The sequence below is a fragment of the Leptospira abararensis genome (assembly GCF_016918735.1).
Lineage (GTDB): Bacteria > Spirochaetota > Leptospiria > Leptospirales > Leptospiraceae > Leptospira_A > Leptospira_A abararensis.
Genome location: NZ_JAFFPR010000003.1, coordinates 16,584 through 33,175, shown reverse-complemented (window position 1 = coordinate 33,175; position 16,592 = coordinate 16,584). Strand labels below are relative to the sequence as shown.

Annotated in this window: 18 protein-coding genes; 7 read left to right on the top strand and 11 right to left on the bottom strand. The window is 38.0% G+C overall.

The features are described from left to right. Positions 1 to 447 (top strand): hypothetical protein (locus JWG40_RS00175; protein ID WP_232369063.1); only part of this gene is annotated, 447 nt, incomplete at its 5' end. Positions 448 to 510: 63 nt separating this feature from the next. On the opposite strand, the gene JWG40_RS00170 is transcribed toward JWG40_RS00175, so the two are convergent. From JWG40_RS00170 to JWG40_RS00160, 3 genes are read right to left on the bottom strand one after another with little or no spacing between them, the layout of a single operon-like run. Then, entirely contained in the window at positions 511 to 993 is a 483-nt protein-coding gene (locus JWG40_RS00170; protein ID WP_205283878.1) for an SRPBCC family protein, read from the bottom strand. Positions 994 to 999: 6 nt separating this feature from the next. After that, positions 1,000 to 1,341, bottom strand: coding sequence for an ArsR/SmtB family transcription factor (locus tag JWG40_RS00165; RefSeq protein WP_205283877.1), 342 nt, complete (start codon positions 1,339 to 1,341; stop codon positions 1,000 to 1,002). A gap of 48 nt (positions 1,342 to 1,389) precedes the next feature. Continuing rightward, entirely contained in the window at positions 1,390 to 2,091 is a 702-nt protein-coding gene (locus JWG40_RS00160) for a glutathione S-transferase family protein (protein WP_205283876.1), read from the bottom strand. 246 nt (positions 2,092 to 2,337) lie between these two features. Here JWG40_RS00160 and JWG40_RS00155 point away from each other — a divergent pair, with 246 nt between their 5' ends. Both JWG40_RS00155 and JWG40_RS00150 read left to right on the top strand, forming a co-directional pair. Further along, the gene (locus tag JWG40_RS00155; protein ID WP_205283875.1) at positions 2,338 to 3,294 is read left to right on the top strand and encodes a hypothetical protein; all 957 of its coding nucleotides are present in this window, start codon (positions 2,338 to 2,340) and stop codon (positions 3,292 to 3,294) included. A gap of 190 nt (positions 3,295 to 3,484) precedes the next feature. Then, positions 3,485 to 4,387 (top strand): DUF1554 domain-containing protein, encoded by a 903-nt coding sequence (locus tag JWG40_RS00150; RefSeq protein ID WP_232369062.1) that lies wholly within the window; start codon positions 3,485 to 3,487, stop codon positions 4,385 to 4,387. Positions 4,388 to 4,415: 28 nt separating this feature from the next. Here the strand turns inward: JWG40_RS00150 and JWG40_RS00145 are convergent, their stop codons facing one another. The 5 genes from JWG40_RS00145 to JWG40_RS00125 all read right to left on the bottom strand — a co-directional run bounded on the left by JWG40_RS00145 (position 4,416) and on the right by JWG40_RS00125 (position 9,384). Beyond that, positions 4,416 to 5,519 carry a helix-turn-helix transcriptional regulator gene (locus tag JWG40_RS00145; RefSeq protein ID WP_205283874.1) on the bottom strand — a complete coding sequence of 368 codons (1,104 nt, stop codon included), beginning with the start codon at positions 5,517 to 5,519 and terminating at the stop codon, positions 4,416 to 4,418. 111 nt (positions 5,520 to 5,630) lie between these two features. Continuing rightward, entirely contained in the window at positions 5,631 to 6,593 is a 963-nt protein-coding gene (locus tag JWG40_RS00140; protein WP_232369061.1) for a proline dehydrogenase family protein, read from the bottom strand. A gap of 15 nt (positions 6,594 to 6,608) precedes the next feature. After that, positions 6,609 to 6,869 (bottom strand): cysteine-rich CWC family protein, encoded by a 261-nt coding sequence (locus JWG40_RS00135; RefSeq protein WP_205283873.1) that lies wholly within the window; start codon positions 6,867 to 6,869, stop codon positions 6,609 to 6,611. Positions 6,870 to 7,216: 347 nt separating this feature from the next. After that, positions 7,217 to 7,993: an ethanolamine ammonia-lyase subunit EutC gene (eutC, locus tag JWG40_RS00130; protein ID WP_205283871.1), complete on the bottom strand. Its 777-nt coding sequence runs from the start codon at positions 7,991 to 7,993 to the stop codon at positions 7,217 to 7,219. A 5-nt stretch (positions 7,994 to 7,998) separates the two neighbouring features. After that, positions 7,999 to 9,384, bottom strand: coding sequence for an ethanolamine ammonia-lyase subunit EutB (locus tag JWG40_RS00125; protein WP_205283870.1), 1,386 nt, complete (start codon positions 9,382 to 9,384; stop codon positions 7,999 to 8,001). 591 nt (positions 9,385 to 9,975) lie between these two features. Here JWG40_RS00125 and katG point away from each other — a divergent pair. After that, positions 9,976 to 12,207, top strand: coding sequence for a catalase/peroxidase HPI (gene katG, locus JWG40_RS00120; RefSeq protein WP_205283869.1), 2,232 nt, complete (start codon positions 9,976 to 9,978; stop codon positions 12,205 to 12,207). 2 nt (positions 12,208 to 12,209) lie between these two features. Continuing rightward, entirely contained in the window at positions 12,210 to 12,584 is a 375-nt protein-coding gene (locus tag JWG40_RS00115) for a high-potential iron-sulfur protein (RefSeq protein ID WP_205283865.1), read from the top strand. Between the two features lie 118 nt (positions 12,585 to 12,702). On the opposite strand, the gene JWG40_RS00110 is transcribed toward JWG40_RS00115, so the two are convergent. After that, entirely contained in the window at positions 12,703 to 13,209 is a 507-nt protein-coding gene (locus JWG40_RS00110) for a hypothetical protein (protein WP_205283863.1), read from the bottom strand. 229 nt (positions 13,210 to 13,438) lie between these two features. Between JWG40_RS00110 and JWG40_RS00105 the strand changes: the two genes are divergently transcribed. Next, positions 13,439 to 13,633 (top strand): hypothetical protein, encoded by a 195-nt coding sequence (locus tag JWG40_RS00105; protein WP_205283861.1) that lies wholly within the window; start codon positions 13,439 to 13,441, stop codon positions 13,631 to 13,633. A 19-nt stretch (positions 13,634 to 13,652) separates the two neighbouring features. Here the strand turns inward: JWG40_RS00105 and JWG40_RS00100 are convergent, their stop codons facing one another. Further along, positions 13,653 to 14,225 carry a TetR/AcrR family transcriptional regulator gene (locus JWG40_RS00100; RefSeq protein WP_205283859.1) on the bottom strand — a complete coding sequence of 191 codons (573 nt, stop codon included), beginning with the start codon at positions 14,223 to 14,225 and terminating at the stop codon, positions 13,653 to 13,655. Positions 14,226 to 14,418: 193 nt separating this feature from the next. Between JWG40_RS00100 and JWG40_RS00095 the strand changes: the two genes are divergently transcribed. Then, the gene (locus JWG40_RS00095; RefSeq protein WP_205283858.1) at positions 14,419 to 14,940 is read left to right on the top strand and encodes a DUF4442 domain-containing protein; all 522 of its coding nucleotides are present in this window, start codon (positions 14,419 to 14,421) and stop codon (positions 14,938 to 14,940) included. Between the two features lie 38 nt (positions 14,941 to 14,978). Here JWG40_RS00095 and JWG40_RS00090 read toward each other — a convergent pair whose 3' ends face one another. Beyond that, positions 14,979 to 16,418, bottom strand: a complete 1,440-nt coding sequence (locus JWG40_RS00090) for a lactonase family protein (protein ID WP_205283856.1) — start codon at positions 16,416 to 16,418, stop codon at positions 14,979 to 14,981. Positions 16,419 to 16,592 lie beyond the last annotated feature (174 nt).

Below are 16,592 nucleotides of genomic sequence, written 5' to 3'. Positions count from 1 at the left end.
CTAAAAAATTTTCAGGACCCCACTTTTTTGTCCGACCCCAGTGTTATAGTGGATCTTAGAGGTTACCACACTATGGAATACATTGAATCCCTACTCGACGAATACTATGAACTATCCCTAAAACTAAAGGCAATCGGTGGGCCAGGTAAAAATTCCGAAATCTATGATGAGATATTGTCCATTGAAGAAGAAATTTGCTTCGAATGTTCTTTACCGGCTTCTGCCAAAAATAGGCAACTCTTTCAATTTTTTGATCCAAAGGAATCGAAAGAAACGAATATCCAAAATTCACTCCAATCCTTGGAACGCGCGAGAACCCAATACTTTTACAAGCCAGAAAAAACCTTCTTCCAATACCTAGAAAAAGAAGAAGAATCGAGAGATATCAAAAACATAAGAGTTCCTATTGTTAATGGAACCTTTTATGAATTTGTTTATCCCATTTGATTCTTATATGGATTAGAGAAAAGATAAAGAATAGACGAAGGCTCCTGAACTAAACAGAAGCCTTCAGCTTATTTCTTTCTCAAGTCGATCAAAACCAGCATTGGTTCCTTCTACTCGACCACGAACTTCCTCTTCGATAGAAAAATCACCCAGATTCGGATCCTTTAATATTACAATCTGTTCGGTAAAGATCATCTTTGTTCTTCCCTCAACCTTTGACTCAAAAACAACGGTAACGAGTGAAACAGAAATTCGAATCTCATTTACATACATAGAAAAAGCATAAATAATTCTTTCATTTGGTATTATATCATGATAACGTCCTTCAAAAACATGCCGACTTCCTGAAGGGGTAAGCACAAGATTAGATTCCAATCCACCGATACGAAAGTCTAACTGGTATTCTACGGTTTTCCAATCATCATGACAGGCAAACCATCTTCTTTTTGATTCAGCATTGGCCCAAGCAGCAAAAGATCTCTCTTTAGATGCAGGAAGAATCCTTTCAATTGTAAATGTAGAGTGTTTTACTTGTCCTTCTTTCATTTTACCCTAGTCGGAATTTTCATCCGAAGTTTCTATTAAAAATTGATCAAGCAGGTCGAAACTTCGGTTCCAAGCTGCCTTTCTTTCTTCCATCCATAAATCAATTCCCGAAAGTTTTGAAGGATCCAATCGGTAAGTACGAACTCTACCTAATTTTTCTGAAATCACAATCCCACCCTCTTCCAAAACTTTTAAATGTTTCAAAACAGAGGGTAAGGCCATATCCAGTGGTTCGGCCAATTCTTTAACAGAAGCAGGCCCCAAACTCAACCGTTCAACCATTCCCAAACGACTGCGATCGGCAAGAGCATGGAAAATAGATTCTAAACCTAAAATTTTAGCCTTCATAAATTTACAGTGATATTAGTGAATTGCATCTTGTTTGAAACCTAAAGACTATCCTTTTCGGAATCGTTTGGGGATTTGATCACTCAAAGGATACATATGAAAATATGGTTCTGCTTCAGCTATCGTGCGTTTGACGGAAGATCTTTCCAATAAACTTTCGAAGTAATTTGTAATCTTTGGATGGGTGTTTCGAAAACTTACAATCGTATCTGCATAAAACAAAGCGGGAACTGCGGAACAATCGGCCATAGTAAAGTTTTCTCCTGTAATAAAACCTTGGGAACCCAATTGTTTCTCCACCATATCATAAGAAATCTTTAAGGTATTGTAGGCCTCTTCCACTCCGAAAACATCGTTTTTGCCTTCTGGCCGCAACCGATCCACAACAATTTTCTGTATAGGCACACTGATGTATAAATCAAAGAACCTATCCCAAAGTCTTGTTTCTAAGGCGAGTTGACTCTCCTTAGGAATGAGTATTTTTTCACCGGGATAGAATTCATCCAGATACTCAATGATGATAGAAGTTTCGGGAACTGTCTTTTCCCGTTTTCTATCCCGCAAGAGGGGAATTTTTCCTACTGGCCAATAGGCAAACAGTTCGGCCGCACTGGAATCTTCCTTTAAGAAATCCACAATCCGAGGTTCAAATTCTGTGCCATTTTCATATAGGGCGACGAGCACCTTATGACAAAAAGAAGCGAGAGGATGGATGTAAAGCAAAAGGTCTGGTGAGTGATAGTTATCCATATGGATAACTATTAAAATGGACAGTTTTTTTGGCAAGAACAATAGTTATCTATTTGGATAACTATTGTTGGAAAAACAATTTGGTGAAAAAGTAAGTGAGTTCCGAAATCACCGGTCCAAAAAAGAAAGTTCCCCGAACCTAGATCCCTTGAAAATTCCAAACATGACATTTGGGATAGGCCCTCTCCCCCACTCATGACATCCAGGACATGGCAAAAAAACTCTACTCATGTTACCTTCTAGTGCATGAAAACACCAAAACAATCAATTCGACATGGGAACCGGCTCCGCCATAGAACCATTCAATTTGTTCGCTGGAACTTACTTATCCTTCTGACGACTGGTCTCTCTCTTTTCCTCTTGCAATGCGAAGGAACAACCTCGGATGCGGATACCCAATTAGTACCCATCTTACTTGCTTCAGAATCCAACACGGCTTCCCAATTAGGTGGCGGACAAGGTGGTTCTGTCGGAACAGCCCCCATAGCAGTAGATGACCTTCCGGTAGGGATTCCAATTCTGAATGAAATTACTTACATTACCAATAATGCCAATCCAGCAGATGATCCCTATTCCACCAAGGGCCTCTTACAATTCCAAAAAACTAGTGTTAGTTTCCAAAAACCTGTCCCGGAAAATACGGAAGTCACACTCTACTTCGGGAAAAAAAATATGGAACTCCATCCCGATGGAACGGTGACGAACGCATTGGAATCCCTCAAACGAACTGCTGCCAACTTCAGCGGTTATACATATCTTACTGATGCGGACAAAAAAATCAAAGTGTTCGTTGTGGCAAAAAATGAATTTGGATTGTCTACAAAACAATTAACCATAGGACACCCAAGAAATTGTGCGGACGCAATGAAAATTCCTGCAACCTGGGGTAACTGTGATGACCATTGTATTACTGCCACAAAAGTAGGAGAGACTGTAGAACTTACGGCAAACTACAACCTTCCAAGCCAGGGCAATTCTCTACACTTAGACTTGGTTGGATTAAGCCCAAGAAGTACGGAAACTATTGCCCCCACAGTCGACTTAGAAATACCCATCCCCAATGCAGGCCTTCATTCAACCAAAACAAGTTTCAACATTAATGATAAAGAATTTTTGTGCACGAAGGTTGTATCCTTCCTCATTATCGACCAACCATTAAGGTCTGCCATCTTAGAAGGATATCTAAGTATCCCCAATGATTGATACAGTTATTATCAAATCCAGATCTGATTATTTGACAAAAAGAATAATTTTCAGATCCGGATTTTGTTCTTACAAAGAAATCTTATATTTTTTTAATCTGGTAAAAATACAATTTCGCTTGTTTATTTTCAATAAACACTTCATTTCTATTTTTCCTTCAATTCAAACTTTTTTTGTTCTTATTTTTTCTATGAGTATCCTAACTTACTGTGCTTCCTCCCCAATGGAGAATGTATGTGATGCAAGCTCCGAATCCTTTTCCAAAACCATAGCAGCAAAACTAATATTAAGTGATTTAAGCTCCCAATGTATTTCTATGAATATACCAAATTTTACAAGTTTTACTGTTGGTGGAAAAATTTCAGGCCTTACTGGTGCTGGACTTAGATTGATTTTGAATCAAAAAGTAACGCTCGAGATTCCCTCTGATAGCACAGAGTTTGTTTTTCCTATCCTTGTTCCTGTTGGCTCTATTTACGAAGTTAATTTTGCGAATCAAGCAGACGGTAACTTCTGTGAGTTGATAAACGCCACGGGAACGGTTACCAACAAAAATATACAGGATATTGAAATCAATTGTAAGTCTTCTTGTATCAACTGTATTATATTTATAACCCAGAATACATACCCTGCCAATATTGGCAAAGCATCTCACTTTGATTCCAGTTGCCAGTCTGATCCAAACTACCCAGGCTCTGGTAATTTCAAAGCAATGGTCGTCGACGGAATATCACGAAGAGCAAGTATCACATCAAATTTGGGCGATGGTCAGATCGATTGGGTTTTTAAAGCAAACCAGGCTTACATACGACCAAACGGAATTGCAATAGAAACATCCAATGCCAATGGATTATTTACATCAACAATTTCTACACCAATTACAACAATTAGCTCTGACCATTGGACAGGACTCGAATCAGATTGGACAACATATTTAAATGGAGATGGAGCTTGTCTGAAGTGGACTACAAATTCCTCTGGCGAATTGGGAGTCGCTGGAGATGCTTATACTCAAGATATATTGACACTCACAAGAGGGAAAGGACTACAACAATGTTCCAGCAATCGCGAGTTAGTTTGTGTTGAGCAGTAAAAGAAGTTTAAATATTGCAGATTGGTATTTATTTGCCAGAATTGCCCTCTATTCGCTTATGTTTGGATAAAAATACGGTCAGCCTTTGCAATTGGTCTTTTGAGGTAGAATTGGATTCAGGGAGTACTTTTGCATATATATTCTTCAAATGATTCCGTAAAGTTCCATCCGATACATTAAGAATCAGACGAATGAACGAACGACTATGCCCTTCTGCAATCAATTCACATATCCTAAGTTCTTGTTTTGATAAAGAAAAATTTTCAAGAGATAAGGAAAAAGAAAGATTTGGCCGATTGTCTTTCAAAGTTGTTTTCAACAAATAGGCAAAAAACAAAAGACTGGTTACGGTTGTAATCACAGAAGTGGCCAATTCTTTCAAAGGAAAAGTAGGAAGAATTCCTAAAACTAAAATTCCAACAAATAATCCAACAGCAAGCGAGATCAAAATGGAAGCAATTAAACTATATAAGCTAGGTCTAGAAGTATTATATCGATTCAAATAAATTGAGAGTAACACGGATAAAGTAGCATCAACAACAGGATGAAAAGGAGGGAAATTAAATCCATACATAGGTAAAAAATTGGAAAAAAGACCAAACCACCAAACGCATAAGGCAATGATAAATGTCTTACGATCAAAAAAAGGAATCCATTCTAATGGTGAGAGAACAAAATACAAAGAAACAGCAATAGCAAAAAAATGGACAGATCCCCCAAGAATTCCACCGAAAATGGTAAGTAAAGGTGCGATTCCAAATGAGAGTAAGGTAAATCCATAAACAAAGGTATTCGGTATGGAAGAACAGAGTAAATCTATCGCAAGTGCATAAATTGCAATGCCGATTGTGGCCTTATTAAACAATTTTCTACCTGTACAAAAGGAACACAAAGCAACAAGGACAGGAGCGAGAAGAAAAAATGAATGGCATTGGAAAATCCATAAAGCCATACTAGTAGTTTCATTTGGTGCAAGACAAAGGGCGGCAGTAGCCGCATTCTGAATTCCAATCGTGAAATAAAATACACTGAGTAACCTGTGAAAACGGTGGTCACGTGTGATATTTTCAATAAAACAACTAACGTTTGCCAAAGAAGCAAAGAGAGGCACCAAAAAGAATATGCTGGTCAAAAGAGTTTCATCCTTCTATACAAATAGAACAACTACCTATGCATATTTTCCATTCAATTTTGAAATTTCTATATAAGAAATAATGAAAATACTACAATTGTTTGGTGGATTTTAAGAGGAAATGATATCATCTAGTGCTCGAAAAATATTCAATGGATATTCAGCGATACGATTGCAGAGATAGAGATACCATTCCTTTCCATAGACAAAGTATAGTTTGGTAGGATGACCTTCCTTTCTAAGTGTCGCCAAATTCTCCGTTTGAATCCCATAAAGACTTTCAAATTCATACGAACTTTGATTTGGTTTGTACTTTTCTATGAGAGTTTTTGTTTCCTGCTGTATTTTATGGTGGTGTGTTGCAATGGAACATTTATGATTTTTGGAAATCAGTTTTTCCACATATTCCAAATAGACAGTATCGAGAATTTCTCCTCTGGATATTGAGTGGCCGGGAGGGGTTTCAAAAGCACCTTTCACTATACGAATCCTTCCTTTCTCTTTGATGAGTTCCTGAAAGTCCTCTTTTGTCCTAAACAAATAAGCTTGCAAGGTAATTGCTAAATTATCATAAACTTTATGAGTTTGTTTATAAACATCAATGATCGCATCCGTTTTTCCCACATCCTCTGCACTAACAATCACCTCTATTTCAGAAGCCTTTGCTTCTTTACAAATTTTTTCCAAATTATCCCGACAAAACTCTTTAGAAAGGGTTAACCCGATATGGGAGAGGTCGAGAGAAATTGTTGAATAAAGTTTTTGGGTTTTTATTTCTTTAACAATTCTTAGAAACTCATCAGTAACTTCGGTTGCTTCCTGAATTGTTTTTGTACTTTCGCCCATAAACTCAATGGAACATTTAAAACCTTTTTGATTTTCCGAAATAACTTTCCCTATTGTTTCTTCTAAAGTATCTCCGCCGATATATCGGTCAGCGGCTTTCTTTAAGGTTTTGAATAAGGTCTCATTGTTTAAGATATAATCTTTTGCATCTGTATTCAATGCTGCAATTCGTAGAGCTTTCGACCCTAATTCTAATAATTCATCCATATAATTCTTTTTTGATTCCATTCCAATTTTTACGATTCAAAAACTCCAGGTGATCGCTTTATATGATTTTGTAATTCTATATTCAAAGGCCAATTTTTCCATACATTGATAACAAAGACAATCCGCAAATTGAAGAGCTAAATAGTCCCTTTCCTCTGCGGAGAGAGTGACTTTGGTGCATTGGCAAAGACTAATGGATCCAACTTTACATTCAAAAATTCGAGAACAATTGGGACAAATTTTCTCTTCATGTTTCGGTAAATCATTTGTGATGTCGGAACTTTTTTGGGTGGGCATTTTGGATTTTTCCAAGATTTATCTCCTCTAAGCTAGGAATCACACAATCTCTGTTTGGTGGAGGTTGGGACATTCCGGTATGATTTGTCCGGGGCCCTTTCAATCTAGGAACGAATGATCGTTTACGGGCGATTCATTTGTGGGAAGATCCGACTTTTCTGAACCCCTGGTATTGGGATGAGAATTCACGGTTGCACCGTCAGTTGAGGAATTTCACCTCATTCCTCCCGGAATGAATTCTATCCAAATGATAGAGACAGTTTCTGTCAATCTTCTGTTTTTTATGGATTTCTATTTTTTAATCTTCTCAAAACCTAAATTATAGAATGATGAGTCTTTTCATATTCTTAATCGCTAAGGTTCGGATGATCTTTCGATTTTAATAAAAACTCTGGTGGCATCTCATCTTTTAATTCTACACCTGATAGTTTTCTACGAATTGATTCTTCTACAAGATACATTGTTTTTGTCACGGCAGCTTCAAATCCAAAACCACCAGGACGGACATTCGAAATACAATTACGACTTTCATCCGTTTTTCCAACTTGCGGCCGATAGGTGATGTAAACACCTAAACTATCTGCCGAAGACAATCCAGGTCTCTCCCCAATCACAACAATCGATATTTTAGAATTCAAAACCTCTCCGATTTCATCACCAATGGCAACTCTCCCCCATTTAGAAAGAACGAGTGGGCCAAGACGTAAACCTGTTTTATTGATGGCATCCATTAAAATTTCAAAAAAGGGGATCAAATTCTCATCGATTGCTTTTGCAGAAAGACCATCCACACCGATAAGAACCAAATCACATTCACCAGCCAATGTCTGTATGTTGACAAGTGACTCAGAAGACAACCTTCTCCCCAAATCAGGTCTTAACAAATACTCTTCCTTTGAATGAACTTTACTTTCGACAAAAAGAGTTGGAAGTCTTTTTGGTTTACCCAGAACACTCAACTCCTCTAGTAACTTAGGGAAATTAGGGCTCAGTAAAACGGCATCTCTAGCCCTAGCATGATCCAAACGAAACTGTAACACTTCTTTGGTGGATATAGAACCTCCAAATCGATGAAGACCAATTCTTGCTTTACTAAACTGTTTCCATTTCTCTGAGAAAGTCATACAATTTAATTTCCTAACAGTTCTTCGAGCAAACGAAGTTCTCGGTTTTCTTTTGGCAAAAAGCCATTTTGGTTTGAAAATATCCCCTTCTCAAGTAACCACCGTTCAAACTCCGGAGCGGGTTTTAGGCCTAACACTTGCCTAAGATACAAAGCATCATGAAAGGATGTACTTTGATAGGATAACATCACATCGTCGGCCCCTGGAACTCCCATGATATAAGTGCATCCAGCAACACCTAATAATGTTAATAGTGTATCCATATCATCCTGGTCTGCTTCCGCATGGTTGGTATAACAAACATCCACTCCCATAGGAAGCCCAAGCATCTTTCCACAGAAATGGTCTTCTAAACCGGCTCGAATGATTTGCTTTCCATTGTATAAATACTCAGGGCCAATAAACCCAACGACAGTATTCACAAGAAGCGGGGAAAACTCTCTAGCAACTGCATAAGCCCTTACCTCTAACGTTTGTTGATCGATTCCATGATGTGCACCAGCCGACAAAGCACTACCCTGTCCAGTTTCGAAGTACATCACATTTTCTCCCACTGTGCCTCGACCCAAAGAAAGAGCCATTTGCCTTGCTTCTTTCAAAATAGAAAGACTCACACCAAAACTTTTATTTAAGTCTTCTGTCCCTCCTATGGATTGAAATACCAAATCCAATGGGGCACCTCGTTTCATCACTTCCATGGAAGTGGTCACATGAGTTAATATACAAGACTGCGTGGGAATAGAATATTTTTGAATGAGATTGTCTAACATCTCCAAAAGGGCAATACAAGTCGGAATATTATCAGTTGCAGGATTGATTCCGATTACTGCGTCACCACTGCCCAAAAGAAGTCCATCGAGTAAACTTGCGGCGATCCCTTTCGGATCATCAGTGGGATGATTGGGCTGTAACCTTACAGAAAGACGACCGGGTAGGCCTAAGGTATTTCTAAATTTGGTAATTACCTTTATTTTTTTACCAACCAAAATCAAATCCTGGTTAGACATAAGTTTGGATACGGCGGCTACCATCTCTGGTGTGATTCCCCATTGGATCGAAGTGATGACTTCCGCGTCGGTTGTCTCAGCTAACAAAAAATCACGAAACCCTCCGACTGTAAGATGAGAAATCAAAGTAAAGGCTTCTTTATTGTGAGTATCTAAAATGAGTTTCGTCACCTCATCTTTGTTTGCTGGTATTAATTCTATATTTAAGAATTCAGAAAGGTATACATCTGCGAGGGTCATTTGGGCAGCCACTCGTTCTTCCTGGTTTGATGCAGAAAGTCCCGCCAATACATCACCAGATCTGTGCGGACTGGCTTTTGCTAGCAGGTCTTTTAATTCAGGAAAGTGGTAGGTTTTTGTGCCAAGGGTGATTCGATATCCCATTCTACAAGTATACCCTATTCAGAAAATTCCGGACAGAATTTTTCTCTTGGGTATTTGGGGAAATTGAGCTTTAAAAATTCATTCTCCACATTTCTTTTTTTCTGATCACGACAGGCTTCTAAAAAACATAGGTCTTGAAAATTCAAATATTGAATCTAGGTTGTGATCGAAACTGTAGATGAAGTCGATAGGTTGTTGTCGTAAATGCTAGTATACGTTTGGTTTCATTTCGAAAGACAACATAAACCGAAATTCCAACAAACGTTTGTTTTGCTATGGGGAAGTTTACAGGAAACCCTAAAACCATAGATTTCCACCCGTATTGGCTCACCCATCCCCACGAGGATTTTCTCCCTTCTATCATCAAAAAGCAAACGTTTGGGAGGGACTGACCCGATCTCACGGCCAAAGAGAAGAGCCGCCGAGGCTTTCTTAAAAGAATCTGATTCAGAATTTTTTTTCGTTCTCATTGACAAATTCTAGATTTTCACTCCTCAACAGTTTAAATTTAGACTAAATCTAAAAAATGTCTTGCTTTTATTTACTAGATTTATTCTAAATTTAAACTAAATCTAGAAAGTGAAGGTCAATATGAGAACAATACAAATTTCCGTCATTGCCGTTTTGGTGCTCGCCCTGAGTCCACTGGGAGCTGCGGATACCAAAGAATCCGCAAGTTCAATGGAGCGCCAAAACATTTCCAATCAGTTTTGGTGGCCCGAGAGGCTTGATTTAGCACCACTCCGCCAACATGCAGCGGAATCCAACCCAATGGGAAGGCAATACAACTATTCTAAAGAATTCAAAGATTTGGACATCCAAACTATCAAAGAAGAAATCAAAACTCTAATGAAAACCTCCCAAGATTGGTGGCCTTCTGATTACGGTCACTATGGTCCGTTTTTCATCCGGATGGCTTGGCACAGTGCGGGAACTTACCGTATCAGTGACGGACGTGGGGGTGCTGGTGGCGGACAACAAAGATTTGAGCCCCTCAATAGTTGGCCAGACAATGCCAACCTAGACAAAGCACGCCGCCTCCTTTGGCCGATTAAAAAGAAATATGGAAAAAAAATCTCTTGGGCAGACCTTATGGTTCTCACAGGAAACGTAGCACTCGAATCCATGGGATTTAAAACCTATGGTTTCGCCGGTGGAAGGACAGATGATTGGGAAGCTGATCTTGTCTATTGGGGACCAGAAAAAAAATGGTTAGCTGACGAAAGGTATGAAGGGGAAAGAAAACTAAAAAACCCTCTCGGGGCAGTGCAGATGGGACTCATTTACGTAAACCCAGAAGGTCCCAACGGAAACCCAGATCCACTAGCAGCTGCTAAAGACATTAGAGAAACATTCGGTCGCATGGCAATGAATGATGAAGAAACAGTAGCACTGATTGCTGGGGGACATACATTCGGAAAAGCCCATGGAAAAGCAGATCCATCCAAACATGTGGGAAAAGAACCTGCGGCAGCAGGTATCGAAGAACAGGGGTTTGGTTGGAAAAATAATTACAAAAAAGGAAATGCCGAAGATACTATCACCAGCGGACTCGAAGGTGCATGGACAGCTAATCCCACAAAATGGACTACTCAGTATCTAAACAACCTATTTGGTTTTGAATGGGTGCAAACAAAAAGTCCAGCAGGTGCCATCCAGTGGATTCCAAAAGATGGTGCAGGGGCCAATATGGTTCCCGATGCACATGACAAAACACTTAGACATGCACCGATCATGTTTACTACCGACTTGGCTTTAAAATTTGATCCAAGTTATAAAGTCATCGCAAAAAAATTCCAAGAGAACCCAAAAGAATTTGAACTCGCTTTTGCAAAAGCTTGGTTTAAACTAACACATAGGGACATGGGGCCTCTTTCCCGTTACATAAGTAAAGATCTTCCTAAAGATCCTCTCATTTGGCAAGATCCACTGCCACCAGTTAATCATAAGTTAGTTGGTCCAAAAGAAATAGAGAGTTTGAAGGGCAAAATTTTAAAATCAGGTCTTTCCATTCCTGAACTCGTAAAAACTGCCTGGGCTTCTGCTGCGACTTTCCGAAGCACAGATATGAGAGGGGGAGCGAATGGGGCCAGGATTCGTTTGGCACCTCAAAAAAATTGGGCAGTGAATGATCCTGAAGAGCTTTCAAAAACATTAAAGAAACTGGAAGCAATTCAGTCCGATTTTAATGAATCTGGTAACAAAATCTCACTTGCCGACTTAATTGTATTAGGTGGTAATGCTGCGATTGAAGAAGCTGCTAAAAAAGCGGGAGTCGATGTAAAAGTTCCTTTTAGTCCAGGAAGAACCGATGCCACTGTTGAACAAACAGATGTATATTCTTTTTCGGTTTTAGAACCTAAGGCTGATGCATTCCGTAACTACTATGGTGCAGGTAACTCACTTTCACCTGCAGAAATGTTAGTGGACAGATCCAACATGTTGTCTCTAACCATTCCAGAAATGACCGTACTTTTGGGTGGGCTTAGATCTCTCGATGCAAATTCCGGAAAATCAAAACATGGGATTTTAACAAATCGTCCAGGAGTTCTTACGAATGAATTTTTTGTCAACTTACTCGATATGTCGACAAAATGGCAAAAATCTTTGCAAACAGAGGGCCTTTACGAAGGACTAGACCGCAAAACAGGCGCTAAAAAATGGACCGCGACTTCTGTAGACCTAATCCTCGGTTCTCATTCGGAACTCAGAGCTGTGGCGGAAGTTTATGCAGCTGATGATGGGAAAGACAAGTTCGTTAAGGACTTCGTTACTGCATGGAACAAAGTAATGATGTTAGACAGATTTGATGTAAAGAAGTAAAGATGTCTCAAACTTCACGTAAAACTTTTTTAACCAAGTCATTGTATTTGGTAACCTCTCTTACCTTTGTTGGGAGAGGTTTGGGGTTATCCGCGGAAGTAAAGGCAGAAAACAAACCCTCTGGATCCGTTCCAGAGGGACTCACTCCCGTCTCCGAGTCGGATCCCACAGCCAAGGCTTTAGGATTTCATCAAAATGCCAAACAGACAGACTTTATACTCTACCCAGAAAGAAAGGAACCTTCTGCTAAAAATCAATTTTGCAAACACTGTGCACAGTATTCAAAATTGAACGATAGCTGGGGTAAGTGCAATATTATCAGTGCAGGAGTTGTCTCTTCTCTTGGTTGGTGTTCTGCTTGGTCACAGAGAACATAAAAAGTAAAACACTCCTTTCTACTTTTTTTTCAGTATATAAAATATCAAAAACCCTTGCGAGTCAGTATTAGCAGGGGTTTTTATTATGGATAAAAACATCTAAAAAATATTCGAAATTTTATTTCCAAATACATTGAGCCAAATCCACCTTCTCAAAGACCCAAGGTTTGTTTGCATGTTTTGCATTTTTGTCCTCAATCAAATCGAAAGAGCTGGCAAGAGAAGAGATACTTTGGAAATGTAAAGTGAAAGGAGTGTTCTTCATCTGGATTCTTTTCGGGCAAAGCCCTACTCCCTCAGATTTTAAGAAAGGATAGGAAGTTCCCAAATCATCTCGAAACACCATCCCCTCTTTCAATACACAGACTTTTTTAGATTCTTTTGTATATAATTCTAATTTTGTTTCCGTATCCGATACACAAACTTTACTTAGTACAACAACACCTAAAAATTCTGAATGTAAGTCGCAACATTGAGGTATTGGATTCCAAGTTCGTTTGGTAGAACCAGAATTTTCTACTGCAGCAATTGTTCCTTCCTTAACAGTTTCCGTTGAACAAGAAAACAAAAACAAATAAATACATGAAAACATTAGAATATTATTTTTTACATTAATTAAAATCATCACAACTGTCCTTAAAGTTCATAGTAAATCGATAGACCCCCGTTCACTATAAGTAAATTTCCTGTTTCTTCCACCTCTTTTTAGTGAGTATTTTCAGTCAAAAAATTATCTTTTTCTCTATTTTAAGGAAAATTCCGATTCCTCAATTCCTGGTACGTAGTTTTTTATGCTAAATCGAATCATTTAATTGGTCAGTTTAGCTTAGAGATTTAAGGGACAGAAAATCGGTATGAAACAAAACTGTGCTCTTTCTTTTAAAATCCGATCCTTAGATGACAAATCTGCAGAGTATACTCCAGTCTATTTGAATGAGGGTGGTGTCGACAATTGTTCCCAAATCATACAACTAACAGGAAATAATACTAAGCTGATTCTGTTAAAAAAAGGTTCTGATGATTTATGTAATCTGAATCAGCGAAGATAAACAAATTTTACAATTGAAGTTAAATCGATTTAAGATTTTCCATCAAAATTTTGTTTATCTTTTTGATTCGATTGACGAAATAATCTTTATCTTTCAACGAACAGGAAAAGAGATAACTCCCGTAAATTGATACAATCACGTTTTCTGCAATATTCCAAGCCTTACTATTCGAATAACCTTCGCGGGATATCACTTTAGCTAATATCATTGCCAAATCTTTATAGAATAAATTTAATTTTTCAGGAAATTTGGATCCTTGACTGCAAAGTGCTAAACTACTCATAAAATGAATATAAGGTAAAAAATCTTTATCATTTACAAAAGAGTTCAAAAACTCTTCGATGCCCCTTTTTCCCTTCATTTTATTTTCAGTTAGTAGAACTATTTTATCCTTAAGAAACTGCTCGGCATTCATTATAACAAATTCGACCATATCGGGCTTTCCGCTCGGAAAAAAGTAATAGATACTTCCTTTTCCCAAACCAGTAACTTCAGATACCATTGCAATGGATACTCCGTCAATTCCGTGTCCGCAAAATAACCCTAACAACTTAGGAACCAAATCGCTTTTTTCTGTAACGGCTTTTGCCATGTTTACCAAATGGTAAACAATTTACCGTTTGGTAAACACTATTTCAATGTTCCTAGAAATTTTCATTGCACCTTTCACTCATAGCTCCAACGATACATTTTAAATATAATGTTCAAATTATTTGGAGCAAATTTATTTCTGTTTCATCGTTTTTTATTTATAAATTAGTAAAATATACTGCGAGAACAAACAGATGAAGAAAAATTTAAGCGACTCGTTTCACCCCGATCCAAAGTGGAAATGGCTAGAGTATTTCCTCGGCTTTAGGTGGACTATCAATCTATACAGTCCTTTCTTTGGATCCGGGATCAAAGTCATCAAATATGAAAAAGATAAACACCTGATCGTTGTTCAACTAAAAATGAATTTTTTTAATAAAGGTTATATGGGAACACACTTTGGCGGTTCCCTATATTCCATGTGTGATCCATTTTATGTTTTTCTATTAATGAAACGATTAGGTAGCCAATATATGGTTTGGGATAAACGAGCAGAAATTGATTATATCAAACAAAATAGCCAATCAGTGATCGCAAAATTTGAAGTAACTGAAAGTGATATAGATAAAATCAAGGTTCTACTGTCGGTACAAAAAAAAATTGATTATACCTTTTTGATTAACGTGACAGATTCTCAAGGAATCACAATAGCCACTATTAAAAAAATTATATACATAAGAAAATTGGCATCTAACGAAAAACAAATTACCAAATGAATCAATTTAAATAAAATAGATTTATCAGAGTTTACTAATTAAGGATTGGCTCCTGCCGTTAGGATGACAGCCGGGCTTGTACTTGTTCCGATGTTACCATTCGGTGTTAAAATACCATTCGCTTGGTTGATCGTAAATATTCCTGCCGAACCAACTGCGATATTAGTATTATACAAAAATTTACCGGAAGGATCTATCGCCATCCCGAAAGGCTCAGTCGCAGTGGCCACAGTATTTGGAGAAAGAGGGATCAATTCACCATTCAAAGAATTGGTAACATACATAGAAATTGTGTTGCTATCTCGGTTTGCAAGATAAACAAATTTTCCCACTGGATCAGAAACGATAGCTCCAGAAACTACTCCAGTGGATGGAGTATCGGGAAAAATTGAACTCATAAAACCTGTGTTAACATCAATTTGATAAGTAGAGATATTACTACCAGTATCGTATGCGAGATACATAGTTTTACCATTCGCATGAGTTACCAGTCTTCTTGGACGGATACCGGTTGAAATTGACTGAATAAGATTTGCACTTAAGAAACCTGAAATTGGGTCTATCCCATAAGAATTAATTACATTAGCATTAAATGAAGCAACATATAAAAAATTCCCCAACGGATCCATTGCAATCCCCGAAGAATCAAAAACATTGGCGATTGTATTTACTAAGGTTAAATCTCCTGTCTGTGGATTTAGTGAAAAAGTAGCAATATTTTCGCTATTTCTTATATAAAGTAAATCCTTTGATGGATGGTAAACCGCTGCAATTGGTATTGTTCCTCCACTGGAAATTGTTTCAACAATAGTTAAATTCCCATTCACTGGATTGATAGAAAACTGACTAAGATTGTTAGTGTTACGATTAGCAACCGTTAGGAATTTTTGATTGGCACTTAAAGCCATCGATTCTGGACCTCCACCGGCCGCAACAAAACCGCCCGCACCAAGAACTCCAGAAGTTGCATTGATGGTATAAGAATTAATCAGGCCCGATCCAATATTAGCAACAAATGCAAACTTGGGGATAAACAATGACTTTATCACCAACGGAATTGTTATTTGTTTATGTCGACTTCTTGCAGTGATCATAAATTTGGTTGCATTCATTCCTACCAAAGGAGTGCCCGAAAGTGCACAATTTGATTCATCTAGAACTATACCAAGGGGTAAACTAGGTGATGACTCACAATGAGTTATTGGCTCCGAAGAGAACGGTTTTAAAATACCGATCGTTTCCTCTTGTCGCATAACAAGAAAGTCAGTTCCATAATCTAATCGTAATGGACTAAAACCAGAAAATATGGGGCATAAGAAAGATTCATCGCTTGAAGCAAACTCCAAAAATGCGGTTATCGCAAAACTTTCACTTTCTGGATCACAAGTTGAATTTAATTTTGCTGGAGCACATTGAAGATATAAAAACAGAGATATGGTGATTAAAAATAAATTTACAATATTGAATTGATTCTTCACGACGAATTCCTATACATTGTATACTAATTCATGTGATGAATTCTGTCGTCCTGGGACTGGAATCAGGAGTGGCGTCAGACTAAACCACTTTCAATACAATGACTCATTATCAATTCATTCTAAGGATTTCCCGTAGCGCATTAAACCACATACAAGCTCTAATTCTGGTTTCAC

Bases quoted from the DNA above. Each gene is read 5' to 3' on its own strand.
- JWG40_RS00100 (WP_205283859.1), bottom strand. From the start codon at position 14,225: ATGGCAAAAGCCGTTACAGAAAAAAGCGATTTGGTTCCTAAGTTGTTA.
- JWG40_RS00110 (WP_205283863.1), bottom strand. From the start codon at position 13,209: ATGATTTTAATTAATGTAAAAAATAATATTCTAATGTTTTCATGTATT.
- JWG40_RS00095 (WP_205283858.1), top strand. From the start codon at position 14,419: ATGAAGAAAAATTTAAGCGACTCGTTTCACCCCGATCCAAAGTGGAAA.
- JWG40_RS00140 (WP_232369061.1), bottom strand. From the start codon at position 6,593: ATGGAATCAAAAAAGAATTATATGGATGAATTATTAGAATTAGGGTCG.
- JWG40_RS00125 (WP_205283870.1), bottom strand. From the start codon at position 9,384: ATGGGATATCGAATCACCCTTGGCACAAAAACCTACCACTTTCCTGAA.
- JWG40_RS00170 (WP_205283878.1), bottom strand. From the start codon at position 993: ATGAAAGAAGGACAAGTAAAACACTCTACATTTACAATTGAAAGGATT.
- eutC (WP_205283871.1), bottom strand. From the start codon at position 7,993: ATGACTTTCTCAGAGAAATGGAAACAGTTTAGTAAAGCAAGAATTGGT.
- JWG40_RS00160 (WP_205283876.1), bottom strand. From the start codon at position 2,091: ATGGATAACTATCACTCACCAGACCTTTTGCTTTACATCCATCCTCTC.
- JWG40_RS00115 (WP_205283865.1), top strand. From the start codon at position 12,210: ATGTCTCAAACTTCACGTAAAACTTTTTTAACCAAGTCATTGTATTTG.
- JWG40_RS00105 (WP_205283861.1), top strand. From the start codon at position 13,439: ATGAAACAAAACTGTGCTCTTTCTTTTAAAATCCGATCCTTAGATGAC.
- JWG40_RS00165 (WP_205283877.1), bottom strand. From the start codon at position 1,341: ATGAAGGCTAAAATTTTAGGTTTAGAATCTATTTTCCATGCTCTTGCC.
- katG (WP_205283869.1), top strand. From the start codon at position 9,976: ATGAGAACAATACAAATTTCCGTCATTGCCGTTTTGGTGCTCGCCCTG.
- JWG40_RS00135 (WP_205283873.1), bottom strand. From the start codon at position 6,869: ATGCCCACCCAAAAAAGTTCCGACATCACAAATGATTTACCGAAACAT.
- JWG40_RS00155 (WP_205283875.1), top strand. From the start codon at position 2,338: ATGAAAACACCAAAACAATCAATTCGACATGGGAACCGGCTCCGCCAT.
- JWG40_RS00150 (WP_232369062.1), top strand. From the start codon at position 3,485: ATGAGTATCCTAACTTACTGTGCTTCCTCCCCAATGGAGAATGTATGT.